Annotated in this window: 12 protein-coding genes and 1 tRNA gene; 9 read left to right on the forward strand and 4 right to left on the reverse strand. The window is 50.7% G+C overall.

What is annotated here, in order from left to right:
- Positions 1–24: 24 nt before the first annotated feature.
- Positions 25–1065 carry an ABC transporter substrate-binding protein gene (locus tag AB8516_RS05780; protein ID WP_369158924.1) on the reverse strand — a complete coding sequence of 347 codons (1041 nt, stop codon included), beginning with the start codon at positions 1063–1065 and terminating at the stop codon, positions 25–27.
- A gap of 454 nt (positions 1066–1519) precedes the next feature.
- Between AB8516_RS05780 and AB8516_RS05785 the strand changes: the two genes are divergently transcribed.
- The 3 genes from AB8516_RS05785 to AB8516_RS05795 all read left to right on the forward strand — a co-directional run bounded on the left by AB8516_RS05785 (position 1520) and on the right by AB8516_RS05795 (position 4127).
- Positions 1520–1999: a Spy/CpxP family protein refolding chaperone gene (locus AB8516_RS05785; RefSeq protein ID WP_108295484.1), complete on the forward strand. Its 480-nt coding sequence runs from the start codon at positions 1520–1522 to the stop codon at positions 1997–1999.
- A gap of 125 nt (positions 2000–2124) precedes the next feature.
- A complete protein-coding gene (locus AB8516_RS05790; protein WP_369158927.1) occupies positions 2125–2799 on the forward strand; it encodes a response regulator transcription factor in 675 nt (224 codons plus the stop codon).
- Positions 2796–4127 carry a sensor histidine kinase gene (locus tag AB8516_RS05795; protein ID WP_369158929.1) on the forward strand — a complete coding sequence of 444 codons (1332 nt, stop codon included), beginning with the start codon at positions 2796–2798 and terminating at the stop codon, positions 4125–4127. The genes AB8516_RS05790 and AB8516_RS05795 overlap by 4 nt, the downstream gene beginning before the upstream one ends.
- 21 nt (positions 4128–4148) lie before the next feature.
- Here AB8516_RS05795 and AB8516_RS05800 read toward each other — a convergent pair whose 3' ends face one another.
- Both AB8516_RS05800 and AB8516_RS05805 read right to left on the reverse strand, forming a co-directional pair.
- Positions 4149–5510 carry a deoxyguanosinetriphosphate triphosphohydrolase gene (locus AB8516_RS05800; protein ID WP_369158931.1) on the reverse strand — a complete coding sequence of 454 codons (1362 nt, stop codon included), beginning with the start codon at positions 5508–5510 and terminating at the stop codon, positions 4149–4151.
- Between the two features lie 249 nt (positions 5511–5759).
- Positions 5760–6647, reverse strand: a complete 888-nt coding sequence (locus AB8516_RS05805) for a DMT family transporter (RefSeq protein WP_369158933.1) — start codon at positions 6645–6647, stop codon at positions 5760–5762.
- Positions 6648–6895: 248 nt separating this feature from the next.
- Between AB8516_RS05805 and AB8516_RS05810 the strand changes: the two genes are divergently transcribed.
- The 3 genes from AB8516_RS05810 (at position 6896) to AB8516_RS05820 (ending at position 11803) form a co-directional block, all read left to right on the forward strand.
- Positions 6896–7543: a DUF2959 domain-containing protein gene (locus AB8516_RS05810; RefSeq protein ID WP_369158935.1), complete on the forward strand. Its 648-nt coding sequence runs from the start codon at positions 6896–6898 to the stop codon at positions 7541–7543.
- 38 nt (positions 7544–7581) lie between these two features.
- Positions 7582–9105 carry an inorganic phosphate transporter gene (locus AB8516_RS05815; protein ID WP_369158937.1) on the forward strand — a complete coding sequence of 508 codons (1524 nt, stop codon included), beginning with the start codon at positions 7582–7584 and terminating at the stop codon, positions 9103–9105.
- Positions 9106–9802: 697 nt separating this feature from the next.
- Complete coding sequence (locus AB8516_RS05820) at positions 9803–11803, forward strand: EAL domain-containing protein (RefSeq protein WP_369158939.1); 2001 nt, start codon at positions 9803–9805, stop codon at positions 11801–11803.
- Positions 11804–11863: 60 nt separating this feature from the next.
- On the opposite strand, the gene AB8516_RS05825 is transcribed toward AB8516_RS05820, so the two are convergent.
- Positions 11864–12388 (reverse strand): hypothetical protein, encoded by a 525-nt coding sequence (locus AB8516_RS05825; protein ID WP_369158941.1) that lies wholly within the window; start codon positions 12386–12388, stop codon positions 11864–11866.
- Positions 12389–12496: 108 nt separating this feature from the next.
- On the opposite strand from AB8516_RS05825, the gene AB8516_RS05830 reads away from it, so the two are divergent.
- The 3 genes from AB8516_RS05830 to AB8516_RS05840 all read left to right on the forward strand — a co-directional run bounded on the left by AB8516_RS05830 (position 12497) and on the right by AB8516_RS05840 (position 16696).
- Entirely contained in the window at positions 12497–13303 is an 807-nt protein-coding gene (locus AB8516_RS05830) for an inositol monophosphatase (RefSeq protein ID WP_369158944.1), read from the forward strand.
- A 41-nt stretch (positions 13304–13344) separates the two neighbouring features.
- A tRNA-Asp gene (locus AB8516_RS05835) sits at positions 13345–13421 on the forward strand.
- Between the two features lie 446 nt (positions 13422–13867).
- Complete coding sequence (locus AB8516_RS05840) at positions 13868–16696, forward strand: DUF1800 family protein (protein WP_369158946.1); 2829 nt, start codon at positions 13868–13870, stop codon at positions 16694–16696.
- The last annotated feature ends 3 nt before the right edge of the window (positions 16697–16699 follow it).

The following is a 16699-nucleotide window of genomic DNA, read 5'->3' on the forward strand; positions in this document are numbered from 1 at the left end:
TCGGCAATGTGTTAAGCAGGATATTCATTTACGAATATTTTCTCCCGCCAATTGCAACAGGCCTACCGGTACAGCGATACCAAACTGTCTTGCCTTGCGCAGATCGACCGCATAACCATATCGTGCCGGCCATTGGGGAAAAATCCGCTTGATTGGCTTGCCTTCGAAAAGATCACGGATCATAACAGCTGCTTGTTGTCCCATACTGCGATGAGAGGGAAATACAACCGCCATTGCTCCCCACTCCTGCATAACATCGTTCTTGACGAGACCGATCAGCGGCTTACTTGAATATGCATGGACCATTTCTGCAAACTGGCGTCGGGCACCCAGCTGATCATTGGGTTTTATGAACAGATCCACTTGAGAATCGAGCTCCTTGATGAGAGGCAGCGCCATCTCTGCCATACGCCTGTCACCCTCCTCCCCCTTTACCAAAGGCACTCTGCGGAAAATCACTTCCAGATCCTTAAACTGGGGATCATCTTCCAGCATTGCTTTAATCCAGGCATTATAACTGTGGGACTGTGGCATATCGGCATAGATCAACCCGATGCGTTTCGCTTGGGGCATCAATTCCCGGATAAAGCGGAATCTTGATTTTACAGGTACAGGATAGCTGACACCGGTAAAATTACTCTTCGGTGGAATATCGAAACCATCTATCACACCTATACCCACCGGGTCGGTTGGAGAAGCGAATACAACCGATTGAGTTCCGCCGTACAGCACCTGCTTGGCGGCTACGGTTGCTGTGGTGCCGCCCATGTAATAAACATCATAGTCTTTGGCAGCTTCCGTTTTCAGGATCGCCGCACCCCTGTTGATGTCATTGCCCGCTGTATGAAAATAGAGCTGAAGGTTTTCTCCCTCTACATAGCCGTATTGCTCGAGGGATTCCAACATTGCGAGGCGGACATCCATATAGGGGCTGCCTTGCTGGGAATCAAGAATGAACAGGCGATAGAGCCTACCGGTTTGTGGAGCGGATAACAGTTCGCCAGCTCCAACCAGCAGCAGCAAAACAAGGCAGTAACGGGACAGAGTTGCTACTGATGATAACAAGTACACCTCCGGATGAACGCAGTCAAATAGAACCGGTGCTTCCTGCATCGATCAGGCAAATATCAAACAGGCCTTACCAAGATACCTGGGCTAGACACAGATGCCTCTACGGAAATCGCAACCCATTTCTGAGGCAACTGTATTGTAATGCCTAATAAGTATATTGTCGGCAAAATAGCGCCACTCTGAAATAGCCATGATCCAATAAGTGGCAGAAGCACTATACAATCCAAATATTAAACATTAATAAATCAATGTATCTTATTGTTTATTAAGATAAATAATAACAATCATTGGACTCGCTTTGAAGCATGGGCTTTTTCACAGCCCAGCTGCGGTTACATCTTGTTACAAGTGGATACACCCGTGAGAGGATCTTCTTTACCCGGCGGTGCACACTCGATCTCAAGGACAACCCGTCCGACAACACTATCGTTCATACAAGGAGATCATCATGGGAAAGACTCTAATTATCACACTTGTCGTATTGGTTGCGCTGCTGATCAGCGGTGTGGCAATTGCACGTTATAAAGGTTATTGCGCCGGACCTGAAGGGCGTATCGGTTGGATGACGGACCGTATCGGCAGGCAACTCGATCTCGACGACTCTCAGCAGCAATATCTTGCTCAACTCAAAGATCAGATAGTAGTCAGCGCAAATGAATTGAGGAGGGATAGATCGACCTATGTGGATCAAGCCATCGACCTGCTTGAAAGCTCAGAATTTGATCGCGAAAAGGCCCGCACTCTGCTGATGCAAAAACAGGCTCAACTGGCCAGTCTCAGTTCCGACGTCATAGATGCCTTCGCCGATTTCAGTAATAATCTCAATCAAAGCCAACGGGATAAACTACAATCGATGATCATGCATCACCGTGAACGTCGTCATTGCAAGTTCGCCTGCGGCGATAGTAAGCAATTGACACAGGAGTGAATAGCCATGCCCCCTCCTCTCACAGGGGGGGAGGCAGACTGAATCTTGATTGATCATCACACATAGCAGAATCCTGAAATCAATCTCAAATTTTTTAAACAATCAACCGAGTACTGGAATTAGTGATGCCCCGCATCTTGCTGATCGATGATGACCAGGCACTGGCCACACCGCTGAAAGAGTACTTCTCCCTGTATGACTTGGAGCTGGAAGCGGTTACGCTCCCATCCGAAGGCTTGAAACGCATTGAGCATTCAAATCCGGATCTGGTGATTCTCGACATCATGTTGCCGGAGATGGATGGTTTTGAAGTATGCCGCACCATCCGCAGACAGAGCAGCCTGCCCATTCTTATGCTTACCGCGCGGGGAGAAGTGATGGATCGGGTTGTCGGTCTGGAACTGGGGGCGGATGATTACCTGGCTAAACCGTTCGAACCCAGAGAGTTGGTTGCCAGAATACAGAACATCCTTAAACGCAGCCGGTCACAACCGAATGAGGAGCAAGAGATCGTGCTTGGCGCACTAAAACTCGATTTGGTGCGACAGGATGCCTTTATCGAGGAGCGAAGCCTGAATCTCACAACCCTCGAATATCGATTGCTGGCCTTGCTGGCGCAACATCCGGGCCGGGTATACAGCCGTGACGAAATACTGACTGCCGTAAAAGGGATAGAGGCCGATCTCTATACCCGTTCCGTTGATATCCTGGTAAGCCGTCTGCGGCAAAAACTAAAACCGCTTGACTATATCAAGACAGTATGGGGAACCGGATACCGCCTGGTGGGCCCTGAAACATGAACAGACGACATAGTCTCAGCGGCCGCCTGATCTTACTGTTTATCTGTGTCAGTATCCTGGTCGCGCTGACGGTGCGAACAGGATTCCGATACGGCATCCAGGGAGAGTTTCGTTCCCTGGCAGAACCCCATCTGTCGGAATATATCGAACACCTGGTAAAAGAGATCGGTTCCCCACCCGATCCCATAGCCGCGGAAAAACTGGCGGAACGCCTGCAAATCGATATTCAGATCCAGGCCAAGGGTCAGACCTGGTCCAACAACGGTGGCATCGTCAATACAGAGAGATTGGTGTTTCATTCCCACTCTCTCAGCACCGGCCGATTGGTCGAAATCAACCATGACGAGCATCGATTTATGCTGCGTCTGCAGGATAACGACAGTACCATTCTGCTGATGACCCGGAAGCGTCTGGATAATGGCTCCTTGGCACTGGTGATCGGAGTGACAATTATTACCGTATTGCTCCTCATTGCCCTCACCTACCATCTGGTAAAGCGTCTGTTTCAACCATTACAGGACATAGGCCGGAGTGTAGCCAGATTCGGCTCCGGTGAACTCGACCACCGTATCGCCATAAAACGCCGGGATGAGCTGGGAGATCTGGCCAACAGCATCAATACCATGGCGGACGATATCGAGGCGATGATGGAGGCAAAGCGTCAACTGCTATTGGCCATCAGCCATGAACTTCGCTCCCCGCTGACCCGTGCACGCCTGAATGCTGAATTGATACAGGCCGGTGAACCCCGCGACAGGATTATTGCAGATCTGCAGCTGCTGGAGCAGGAACTCGCTGAATTGTTGGAGACTGAACGCCTCGGCAGCAGGCATGCCAAACTCGATCTACAGCCGGTCAATCCCGGACAGATCATCGATTCCGTCATTCAGCAGTACTTCTCCACCGCAACCATTCGCTGTAAACATGAAAACGACAGTGTATCGATTCAATTGGACCCGGTACGTATTCGTCTGCTGATAAAAAATCTGCTGGAGAATGCGCTGAGACATACACCTGAATCCGGTGAACCGGTGCGGATCGACAGCCGGATTAGCGACCGGATTTGGCGAGTCAGTGTTAAGGACCAGGGTGAAGGTATCCCGAAGGAACACCTGCCACATCTCACAGAGCCCTTTTACCGGGTCGATAAGGCACGCCAAAGAGAGACCGGTGGGTATGGCCTGGGCCTCTATCTCTGTCGTGTCATCGCCGAGGCGCATCGAGGAGGCTTGCATATTGAGAGCGAACCGAACATGGGAACCCGGGTTCTCATCACCCTGCCTTTAGACGAGGCAATTACCGGATCACCATCAAAGCCCGGGGTATAAGATACAAGACAGCTATAAGTATCAACCCGGCAGTGAGATGCCTGTTACCTTCTTATACAGTGAAACCGCATAGGAATCAGTCATTCCGGAGACAAAATCGGTCAAACGCAACAAACGTGTGTAGTGATCCTTGGCCGGTTGACCATGGGGCCCGACGAACTGTTCCGGAATCAGTCGAATCATCATCTGGCTGCGCGGGCTGGCGCGCTCACCTTGGGCCGCCACATCATCAATGATAGGGATAAAACGCTCCAGCAGTTCACTGATTACCTGAAAACCGGCAGTCTCTATCTCGATCACTTCCGGAGCGATATAAATCTTTTCATGCGCAACCTCTATCAGACGGTCCATCTCGGCACGGTGTGGAATCTGGCTCATTAACGGCAGATCGAACTGGCCCGCCAGCATCGCCTCTTCATGATCGAGAAAGCAGTGCAGAATCTCACTGATCGCCTGGCTGATCACCTTGGCCCGTAAAAACTCGATCTTCTCTTTATCCCCCGTTATGCGGTTCAGGCGTTTATGTCGTGACGACGAATCAGGCAATACAGCACTGAACAGCTCCATCGCCTCGTGATAACTGAGATGTCCCAGGCGATAGCCATCTTCGATATCGATGACCCGATAACAGATATCGTCGGCCGCCTCCACCAGAAACGCCAGTGGATGTCGATGCCAGATAGCCAACACCGGATCCCGGCGCAACAACCCCACTGTCTCGGAGACCTCGCTGAAGAGGTCCTGGTCCTCCGCTGTGAAACCCGGTTTTTTCGCACCGACACCCTGGAAACGCCCGTTTCCGATACACGATTCGCGGGGATACTTGGTAAATGCCGCAAGTGTGGCGCAAGTCAGTTGCAGTCCTCCGTGATTATCCCTGTTCTGCAGCCGGGTCAAGACACGAAAGCCTTGCGAGTTACCCTCAAAATTGAGGAAGTCCTCGCGCTGGCTGCCCTGTAATACGGCAACACGCTGTTTACCGTATTCACCATTCTCCGCCCAGTGCCGGATTGCATCTTCACCGGAATGGCCGAACGGAGGATTACCGATATCATGGGCCAGACATGCAGCTGCACAGATATCGCCAAAATCCGAGGCCTCATTCTCTTTGAGCTTGTGGCGGGCGATGATCTGTTCCCCGACCAGGGTACCCAGTGACCGGCCAACACTGGAAGACTCGAGACTGTGGGTCAAACGGGTACGGACATAGTCGACTTTCGAGAGGGGAAAGATCTGCGTCTTATCCTGCATCCGCCTGAATGCCGAGGAAAAGACGATCCTGTCCAGATCACGCTGAAAATCAGTACGCGTGGAGCTGGCAGTCGAGTGATCGCTCGAACCCAGGCGTTTGTGAGAAAGTAATTGAGTCCAGTTCATCGACATGCGGCCATTCTAACCTAGTGTCCGTTGGGATACAGCCTTAAAGCAGCAAGCCGCGAATGAACACCAATCACCGCAAACGAACGCAAATGGATATCACTCCGGTTGAATCGTAAACATCTCATTCCTGCATGGGAATGCAGGCGATTACCTCTCAATCACTCATACTATTTCGTGCTAATTGTGCGGTGATTGGCGTTCATTCGCGGCTAACTCATACAAAGGCCTGGAACGCGAGTGTAGTGTCCTATACTAGGGCCGGGTCGGGTCACTCACCAGGGTGTCATCGATACGCTCACGAAAACCTATTGCCAGGAGGCCTGCCGCGGCGATCAGCAACGCCCCTGCAATGAACTGCCCGGTCAAGGTCTCCTGCCAGAAGAGATACCCATATCCGGCACCGAATAATACGGATGTGTAGGTCATGGGGCTTACCGTGGCCGCGGATGCGATGGCATAACCGCGAGTCAGCATCAACTGACCCAGGGTGCCCAATAGACCGATCAAGGCCAACCAGCCCCATTCGGCCGCGGTCGGCTGCCGCCAGCCCCAGAACATGGGGATCGATGAAATCAGGCTGCTTAGCAGCGCAAAATAGAATACCACTCGTACTGAGGGTTCACTGCGTCCAAGACGCCTGAGCGTCACTTTGGCCAGGGATGCAAAACCGCCTCCCAGCAAACCGATCAGTGCTATACGGTTGAACTCCCCTTCCGGATTAAGCACCAGAATCACGCCGATAAAACCGATGCCGATGGCCAGCAGTATCCTTTGACGCAGAGGTTCGCTGAGCCAGAACCAGGCGATAAGCGGCATAAAGAGCGGCGATGTCATCTTCAATAACATACCGTCCGCCAGCGGCAGGTTGGCCAAGGCATAGAAAAAACAGTACATCGCTGAAACACCGGCGACCGATCGCAACAGATGCAGGTGGATGATCTCGGTGCGTAAACTGACCCAGCCGTTACTCCAGACCAATGGCATCAACAAGGCCAGCCCGAACAGATTGCGCATAAAGACCGCCATATCACTGGGCAATGTTTGTGTCACATATTTTACAGACGCCCCCATCGAGGCGAACATTAATTCAGACAACAGTATGAACAGTGCTCCCAACAGGAGATTTTGCCTATACAGCACTGCCTTGATCCCCGCTGTTAACGACTCTGCTCTGCATACAAGCCAATCCAACCCATATCAACCATTGAGACACCTGAATCTTCGTATTGCCGATGCATCCCCCCTATTGTTATCTGCCCGGGATTCAGTAGTACAGGAGGATCTTGCCGGTTACCGGCAATAAATGTTGACATATCAAAATATCGCAATCGCCGATCACTCTATGGCAGAATTGAACAATCTAACAGATTATGCGGAGAATTGTTCACATGCTCTCAATACGCCTTTACACTTTATTAGGCCTGGTAACGCTTATTTCCGGTTGCTCGAGCGTCTACTACGACACCATGGAAAAGGTCGGCATTCACAAACGCGACATCATGGTCGACCGGGTGGAATCCGCACGTGACGCCCAGGCTGAGGCACAGGAGCAGTTTCAATCGGCACTGGATCAATTCGCTTCTGTCATCAATCTTGAGGAGAGTGATCTGAAGCGTGCCTACGATAGCCTCAATCATGAATTTGAAGCCAGTGAAGCGGCGGCGGCAGAGGTTACGGAACGCATCAGCAAGGTGGAATCGGTGGCCGAAGACCTGTTTGAAGAGTGGCAGGAAGAGTTGGACCTGTATGAGAACAAGAGTCTGAAAGCCACCAGCGCCAGGAAACTCAAACAGACCAAACAGCGCTATCAGACCATGCTCAGCTCAATGAAGAAGGCAGAACGGAGTATGCAGCCCGTAATCAATACTTTCCGTGATAATGTGCTGTTTCTGAAGCATAACCTCAATGCCCAGGCAATCGGATCCCTGCGCGGTGAATTCGGTAATCTCAAGGCCGATATCAATAACCTGATCAACCGAATGAACCAGTCGATCAAACAATCAGATGAATTTATTCGTGGTATGCAGAGCTCCTAGCGTTTGGAGAACCGCATAGACTTCAGACAAATCAACGCATGTCGTCAAAGGTACACAACGCTGCTGTCTACAGAGCGAATCACGCGCTCGCATTACTCTTTCTGATCGCCATCGGCGTCAGTTATTATTTCATTTACAGCACCATCGACAACAGCTTGATAATGATACTGGCCGCCATTCTCGGCGGTTATCTGGCCCTGAATATCGGCGCCAACGATGCAGGCAACAATATCGGGCCCTTGGTGGGTTCCGCAGTCATCGGCATGACCGGAGCGATGTTGTTCGCCGCACTGTTTGAAGCTGCCGGCGCATTTCTTTCAGGCGGCGAGGTGATCAGCACCATAAAGCAAGGCATAATAGATCCTAATCAACTGAGTGATGCGGAAACGATAACACGTGTTATGTTTTCCGCCATGATAGCCACAGTTGTTTGGCTTAATTTAGCCACGTTCACAGGCACGCCTGTTTCCACAACACATACCATCGTGGGTGGTGTCCTGGGAGCGGGAATAACCGTTGGCGGAGTTTCCGCCGTCAATTGGCACACCTTGGCCTCTATTACCGTCAGCTGGTTTTTATCACCGATACTGGGTGGAATCATCGCCGCACTCCTGTTGTACCTGATCAAGCGTACGATCACCTATCAGGAAAAGATGTCACGGGCCGCCGGAAAAGTGTTGCCGCTGCTGGTCGGTTTCATGGCCTGGAGTTTCACCACTTACCTGATGGTCAAAGGCGTCAAAGCGAGTTGGCGGGTCGATTTTTTTACGGCGCTGATATGTGGTTTTGCCATAGGCCTGGGTGTCTACATGGTGATAAAACCCCATATCGTGCAGCGTACCGACATACTTCCCAATACCAAATCCGCCGTCAACCGACTGTTCAATATCCCGCTATTGTTCGGTGCCGGTCTTCTGAGTTTCGCCCACGGATCAAATGATGTTGCAAACGCCATTGGTCCCGTTATTGCGATCAAAGAGGCGCTGATAGACAGCCAGACCGCACTGCCTGACCTCTCACTGTGGGAATTGTCGATCGGGGCGGTTGGCATACCCCTGGGATTGATTTTGTATGGAAGGCGCCTTATCGAGACGATTGGCAGCGAAATTACTGAACTCGATCAAGTGAGGGCATTCTGCATTGTCACTTCTGTCACTATTACAGTGTTGTTTGCAAGCCAGTTCGGCCTTCCCGTGAGCAGTACACATACCGCTGTCGGTGCAGTCTTCGGTATCGGCTTTTTACGCGAAATATTAAAGACAAATTATGCCATTCTCCTGGAAACCCTCAGGCAGCAGCACCAAAGCCGGGATAAAGCTCAGATTGAGGCCTTTATCCAACGATTCGATCGGGCAAGTTTCAGTGAAAAAGGTCGTCTTTTGGCGGAATTGGATTCAGACAAACAGTTAAAACTCAGTAAAAAGAAACGCTCCTCACTACAAAAACTCTACCGCTATGAAATCGTCAAACGTTCCACCTTCATACGCATCATTTTGGCGTGGATTATCACCCTCCCGATAGCAGGCCTCTTCGCCTCTTTGATCTATTTGCTGATCGATTGATCAGTTACCGCCTCAACCCCCCTATTTATCTCCAGTAATTTACTTGGTTATTATCGGGCAACAAGGGTCCCGTTTCGATACTATGATGTGATCAAAAATCCCATAAAACTCATTGATTTGTAAAAAAGTGGCAGACATAGTAAAAAGCGCGATATCCAGGCGGAACTAACCAAAGCCAAAAGGAATTATGTCTCCAACCAGCCGTCATTGCGCAAATTCAGTTTTATTGCGATCATGGCTCTATGATCGGCAAAGCAATACGCGCACAGCCTATCCTCAGAACCCGATAATCAAGGCTTGGCTCACAGGAAACTCATCCAGAGTCGCTCCGCAACTCTTCCATTTGGAACAGGGCAAAACTCATGTTTTGCCGGATGCAGTAAAACGTGAACTACGTCACATTCCCCTTCCTCACCTCATGGATGGATAAGTTGTATCAGCCTGGTTGTTTCCTAATATGAAAAGAGGTCAGCACCTGAGAGTTCATCTTGATATGCTGGCCCGCAGCCATCTGCTTGCAGTCATATTCATAGCCTTGGCAATCCTCTTAAATCTTTTGATCACAGCCTATTGGCAATTCAGTCTGGAGCCCAGATTAACTGCACAAACCAATACACTTGCACAAGCCCAGGCTGGAATCCTGGCTAGATTTTTGAGCAACAAAACACCATCCGACTCGCAGGAATTGGAGCAGGCAATGGATACAATACTCCAACTGCAAGACCCTGCAACGCAAAAGCCGATAGTGCAACGCATAGAGGTCAGCACCAGACTTGTAACTGCTGCCAAGGAATTCGATACGCTGGAACTGGCTCGAGGTTTGTCTAACTGCGAGAACTGTCTTGTTTCAGAAGTCGCACTGTTGAATGAACAGACAGGTAAACCGGTTGGCAGCGCCCGAATCCATGTCAATCGGAACTTTCTTACCGCATTGAAGGATGATTTCCGGGAAAAGCTCTGGTGGTCCGGTGTTATCGTAACTTTGATTGTGCTATCTGCTTGGTTATTGATCGAAAATTTCCTACGAAAATTACGTAAGAATGAGTCGAATCTGCAATCAATCATCGATGGCGTCGCAGACCCCCTGTATGTCTATACCACAGACAGAAAAATGGTTTTACACAACCAGGCTGCACATAAACTTGCTTTATCCAATCATGGCATGGATGAGGCGGAGTTTCAGAAATATATTCTTCCCCCGATATCATTGATACGTGATGTGATTACCAACAACAGACCGGTAAAAAGCATCCACAAAATACCGCAGGGTAGGAATAAACTGTTGCGCATGGAACTTCAGGCAAGCCCGTTATCAGATGGCAGCAATAACAACACGGGGATTATCATCACCTACAGGGACCTCACTGATCATCTGGTGTTGTTGGATGAATTGCAAAGTAATAAACATCAACTGCAACAACTTGCCGAAAAAGACACTCTGACGCAATTACCCAACAGGTTCATGTTCAATCGGCTGTTGGATCAGGCGGTCTCCCGAGCCGCCAGAACCCACTCCATGCTCGCCCTGCTGTTTCTTGACCTGGATCGTTTTAAAGAAGTGAATGACAGTCTGGGTCATGATGCAGGCGATACACTCCTCGAGATCGTTGCACAACGTTTGCTGAAGGCTGTCCGTAAGGGGGATGTGGTTTCCCGCATCAGTGGAGACGAATTTGTGATCCTGCTGGCGGATATCAAGCGTCCGGACGATGCCACATTAGTGGCTGATCATATCGTTGAATCCGTACGCCAGAGGGTAATCATTCAGGGTAACCGCCTCCACCCTTCCGTCAGCATCGGTATCAGCCTTTTTCCCAATGATGGCCGGACCGGCAAACTATTGTTGCAGAGCGCCGATACTGCCATGTACCGCGCGAAACGGGAATCACAGAACAGTTATCAACTATACGATCCCAGCATGACACTGATGATACAAGAACGGTTGAATACGATTACAGCACTACAAAGCGCGGTCAATGATGATGATTTCGTCTTGCTGTATCAACCGCAGTATGAGCTGCACACAAAAAAACTGATCGGTGTGGAAGCCTTGCTGCGCTGGAACAAAGAGGGCCGGGAACTGGTATCGCCCACCCATTTTTTGGAATTGGCTGAGGATGTGGGACTGGTATTCCCAATCGGACAGTGGGTATTGCGGAATGTCTGCAGACAAATACAGTCCTGGCGCAGCATGGATCTGATACCGCCGCCGATGGCGGTGAACATTTCCGCCAGTGAATTACTGCACAAGGATTTCGTCGACTCGATTCAGAAGATGCTCAATGAGACAAATTGCAAGGGAGAGTGGTTGACAATCGAAATTACAGAAAGCTCCTACTCCGGTCAAATCGAACTTGCCGCCGAAATCCTGCAGCAACTGAAGGAACTTGGAATTGCCATCGCGATCGATGATTTCGGTATCGAACACTCTTCCCTGGCACGTTTGAAGCAGTTGCCGATAGACAGATTGAAGTTAGACAAGATTTTTTTGCAGAACCTTACCACTGACTCGGCAAATCAGGCGATCATTCAAACCGTCCAGGATCTCGGGCATCGCTTGGGAATCGAAGTGCTTGCGGAAGGTGTCGAAACTCCCGAACAGGAAACCTATTTGATTCTATCAGATTATCGTATGGCTCAGGGTTTTCGCTATGGAAGACCGATGTCTGCGGATAACTGTGCAAAGCGGTTCCACTGAAAGGGAATCGATATCGGATAATTTATATGAGGCAATGGTTATAGCCGTTTTTCAACGACTTTAACTCTGACCCACGGCACGCTCCGAAACGGAAAGTGTTTCAGGCGGTGGCATGCGCTTGACGATGCCGTCAGGCACCTCTCCTCTCCCTGCCTGATAGATGGAGCCCGACTCCAGCACAAAGCAGATCATGACTGTGATCAGTGTCGGCACAACAGCGACACGCGTAATGGCGACCATCATGATATCGCCTTTCGAGCTGCCGCTGGTGGCAAGCATTGCCATTCCCAGTATGACGGCGCTGATGGTATATCCGATTATCAGGATACGGGTACGATTGGCGGAGAGTCGCCAATGGGCGGCGGCGAACCAGTCTCCAGGTGCTGTTTCCACGCTTGCACGATACCAGATAAAGCCGATGACGGAGAATGAAAGCAGCAACGGTATCAGAAATCCCAAGAAACCGATATCGAGCACGATTGCCGCGGGTGCCGCAATCAGATGACAACCCACCAGGTTCACCATGGACAGCTCATGAGGCGTCTTGGCCCGCTTGCGAACCGACTCTTCGACATCGAAAATCATTGTATGCTCTCTCCCGCACATCCGATCATCTTGTGATCGACTATGACACGATTATCCAACCTTGGCGTTGATATTACGCAAACCGGATATTGAAGGTAAACTAAAGCCATGACCATTGACATCGAGATATTAGGTGAATTGCTTGTTGAAAGCGCTCAATCGGAACTGATACCTCGATTCAATCGCTGCGAAGGCCGGATCAAGACAGACGGGAGCCTTGTAACCCAGGCGGATCTGGCAATGCAGCAGCGTATAATGACCCAGTTGAAACATCTCTACCCTGATATTCCGCTGTTGGGCGAGGAGATGCCGGCTGACCTGCAGGCAGCCGTATTAAGTGACGAAAACAGGGGTTTTTGGTGTCTTGACCCACTGGATGGCACTGCAAATTATCTATCCGGTATGCCCTGCTTTGCCGTATCTCTGGCCTATCTGGTCAATGGAGAAGTACAAATCGGAATCATCTACGACCCACTGAGGGATGAGCTTTTTCATGCCACAAAGGGTTCTGGAGCCTGGCTGAATCAGGACAGGCTGACAATCAACTGTGCGTTGGATCAATTGCAAGAGTGTGTGGCAATGATCGATTTCAAGCGACTCGCACCTGCACTTGCCAGTCAATTGGCAACCGATCCTCCCTACCGCTCCCAACGCAGTATAGGCAGTGTGGCCCTCGACTGGTGCTGGCTTGCGGCGGGACGTCTGCAACTCTATCTGCATGGCGGTGCCAGAATTTGGGACTATGCTGCTGGCACGCTTATCTTTCGCGAAGCCGGCGGCCACTTCTGGCTGGGCGAATCAACAGCCATGGCGCAGAGTCAGGTAAATCCCGAAATACAGCCGCAGATGGCGGTCGGTGCGGCCAACCAACAACTGTTTGAAGCCTGGCGCGCCTGGTTGCAAGGTTTTAGTTGACCTGAGCACGAAATACCTTAAACTATCGCGCTCTCGACTCTGGAGCGGTAGTTCAGTTGGTTAGAATACCGGCCTGTCACGCCGGGGGTCGCGGGTTCGAGTCCCGTCCGCTCCGCCATTTTTCAACACAAGACTCAATCGGTCCGATCGGTTGCAGACCCCAAAGACCCGCATACCTTACCCAGAGGGATCGTCTGAAAAACACTGAATTATCCCCGCTCTAGGGCCTGTGTAAAAAAATAGATTACATTTCAGGAAGATTATTCGCCTCACTGGACAGGCTTACTCCCTTATCAATACCGGGCAGGCGGAGTGTGTCTTCAACAGCCGGATAGCCCCAGCAGATTAATCTGTCTATCAGCCAGCGAAACAAACAGTGTCATATTTTTTGTGGCCTTCGCAGAACCACTCTCTACTCGCCATGGAGTCAGATAAAACAGAAAAATTTGAAGCACTACTCAAATTCCCTGGTCACAACCTCCTATTCTTGGCGCTAACGAACAATCAAGTACACGATTCCCGGTTGCCATTGCAACCGCTGCATATTCTACCAAGCAGAGAGAAATGGAAGTGTCGAAATCTGTCAAACTGTTACTGACTATTCTGTTAATCCTCATTCTGACAGGATGTCTAGATAAAAATAGCGCACCGGTGGCAGCTGACGACAGCACCATCCTCAATCAGGGCAGAAGCACAACTATCGATGTATTGCAGAACGACCGGGACAAGGATCATGATCCACTTGTCGTAGTCGCCGGCAAACCACCTTCTCATGGTACTTTAATCATCCAAGATGGCGGTCTGATCGTTTACCAGCATGACGGCTCAACAGCCGGATCAGACAGTTTCACCTATCTTACCTATGATGGCGCTGCCTATTCCGCACCTGCCCAGGTACAGGTAACGATTTTAGTTCCTCCCTATTCCACCGATGACAATACAACAGCCCCAACTACCAACCAACCACCGGTTGCGGTCGATGATCAGGCCGCGGTGCCAACAGGCGGTGCTGTTTCCCTCGATCTGCTGGTCAACGATTCTGACGCAGAGAATGACCCACTCAGCATCGAAACCCTGGGTACTCCCGGGAACGGTGAAGTGGCATTGGAACCTGATGGCACTGTCACCTATCGGCACGACGGTTCGAATACAACCGCTGACAGTTTCAGCTATATCATCAGTGACGGGGATGCCCTTTCCGCCAGCGCAGATGTCTCTATCACCATCACACACGTAAACCAACCGCCCGGTTTCACCCGCCAAGGTAACGATATCCATCTGCCCATCGACACACGCTACGAGTTATCCGTTGAAGCTGTGGATCCTGACGGCGATGAGTTGAGCTATTCGGTCTCCCATCTTCCTCATTGGTTACATTTCTCAACCGATACACATATCTTGTCCGGGCAGCCCTCTTGGGCCGACCTGGGAAATTCATACCCTGTAACGATCACTGTCAATGACGATGAAGTGAGTATTGAAAACCGATTCGTCATCACTGTCGTGGAAAGGTGGCCTGTCACAGACAGCATGGCCCATCGCCTATTGGTACAAGCCACTTTCGGCCCGACACTGAATGAAATCGAAAGCGTCAAGCAGCTGGGAGTGGCGGGTTGGATTGATCATCAGCTCTCCATGCGATCGGCATATACCAATTCTGGCGATGGCTGGCTGAGCCATCTGCAACGTACCCGCGAAATCGCACTACAGGCGGAACCCACCAACAATTGGCTCGCCACCGGTATTTTCAATGAATCGACCGGCGACCGATCAGCCTTGGATTATCAAATGGCCGCATGGTGGGAGAATACCCTGGGTTCACCTTCGATCCCGGGTAACGAGACCGGCTCAGATCAACTGCGTCAACGCGTTGCTTATGCACTGAGTCAGTTGCTGGTTACCTCCGACAGTGTACCGGTCCTGAAATCCCGCGGTGAAGCCTTGGCCGCCTACTATGATCTGTTGGCGGAGCATGCATTCGGTAACTACAGGACATTGCTGGGAGAAATTGCCCGAAGTCCGGCCATGGGTGTCTACCTATCGCACCAGGGTAACAGCAAGAGCAACCCCGCGACAGGTTCGCGACCCGATGAAAACTTCGCCCGTGAAGTCATCCAGTTATTCTCTATCGGACTTTATGAATTGAACCTGGACGGCAGTCCCAATCGGGACGGTGACAGTAGCAGTTATCCGGATCCCGGTCACAACCTGGCAGCCACATACACCCAATACGATATTGAAGAATTAGCCAAGGTAATGACAGGCTGGGATCTGGCAAGTAACAGCAGGTTTGGCAGAGTGAGCAGTAGAGATGGCGACTACACGCACCAGATGGTGTTTCATGCCGAGCAACATGAAAACGAGTCAGCCACTGGCGGAGACGGCTATGTCACTGTACTGGGACAGACATTCTCCCTCAATTCGGGGAATGATCAGAGTGGACTCGATAGTGCTTTGGATGTTCTGTTCAGCCACCCGAATGTTGCCCCCTATGTCAGCAGACACCTCATCCAGCGGCTTGTCACATCCAATCCATCCCCAGCCTACCTGGCCCGAGTGGCACAGGTTTTCGAGAATAACGGTAATGGCGTAAAAGGTGACCTTAAGGCGGTAGTGCGCGCCATCCTTCTAGACCCTGAAGCACGGGATGATCGTTACTTGATCGATCCATCCTTTGGCAAGGCAAAGGAGCCCCTGCTGGCGATAACCCAACTGCTTCGAGCTGTCCATACCTCGCCGTTAAACGGGTGGAGCAGCCAAAGCGGCGTGACAATGAACGGTGTCTATTGGTTCAGGGCACCCCAGACTATATTAGGACAAGGGCCACTGCGTTCCCCATCCGTGTTCAACTTTTACAGCCCCGGCCACATCCCGAGAGACAACCGCTTTATTGTGCATAATCTGGTGGCGCCGGAGCTGCAGATACAGACAGATCAAATGCTGATCGAATACAACAACCTGGTTTTCAGTCTGCTCAACAGTTTCGAAAAAAATCATATCATCCACTTTACGGGTGAAACCCTGGCGGCATTCGGCGCTTCATTCAACAGCCATTCAGAAAAGATATTATTAACCAGTTTCGATACCGAAATATCTCTCTTTGAACAAGCTCTCGAGGGGGACAATGACAGGGACTTTGCATCGATCAATGACACATCTACGGATATAGAGGGTGACACACCCAAGGCGAATGCCATTGACGCCCTGCTCGACCACCTCGATCTATTGTTGCTGGGTGGACAAATGTCCCCTGAGTTCAGATCCGCACTCAAGCATTATCTCGTGGCAAGTGCTGGCACCAACCACAGTAGACCATTCATGGAGGCGCGCTCTGTGATTCGTGATGCAATCACAATGATAGCCACCTCCAGCAGCTACATGATTCAAAAATAACCC

The organism is Candidatus Thiodiazotropha sp. LNASS1 (assembly GCF_964212655.1).
Lineage (GTDB): Bacteria > Pseudomonadota > Gammaproteobacteria > Chromatiales > Chromatiaceae > Thiodiazotropha.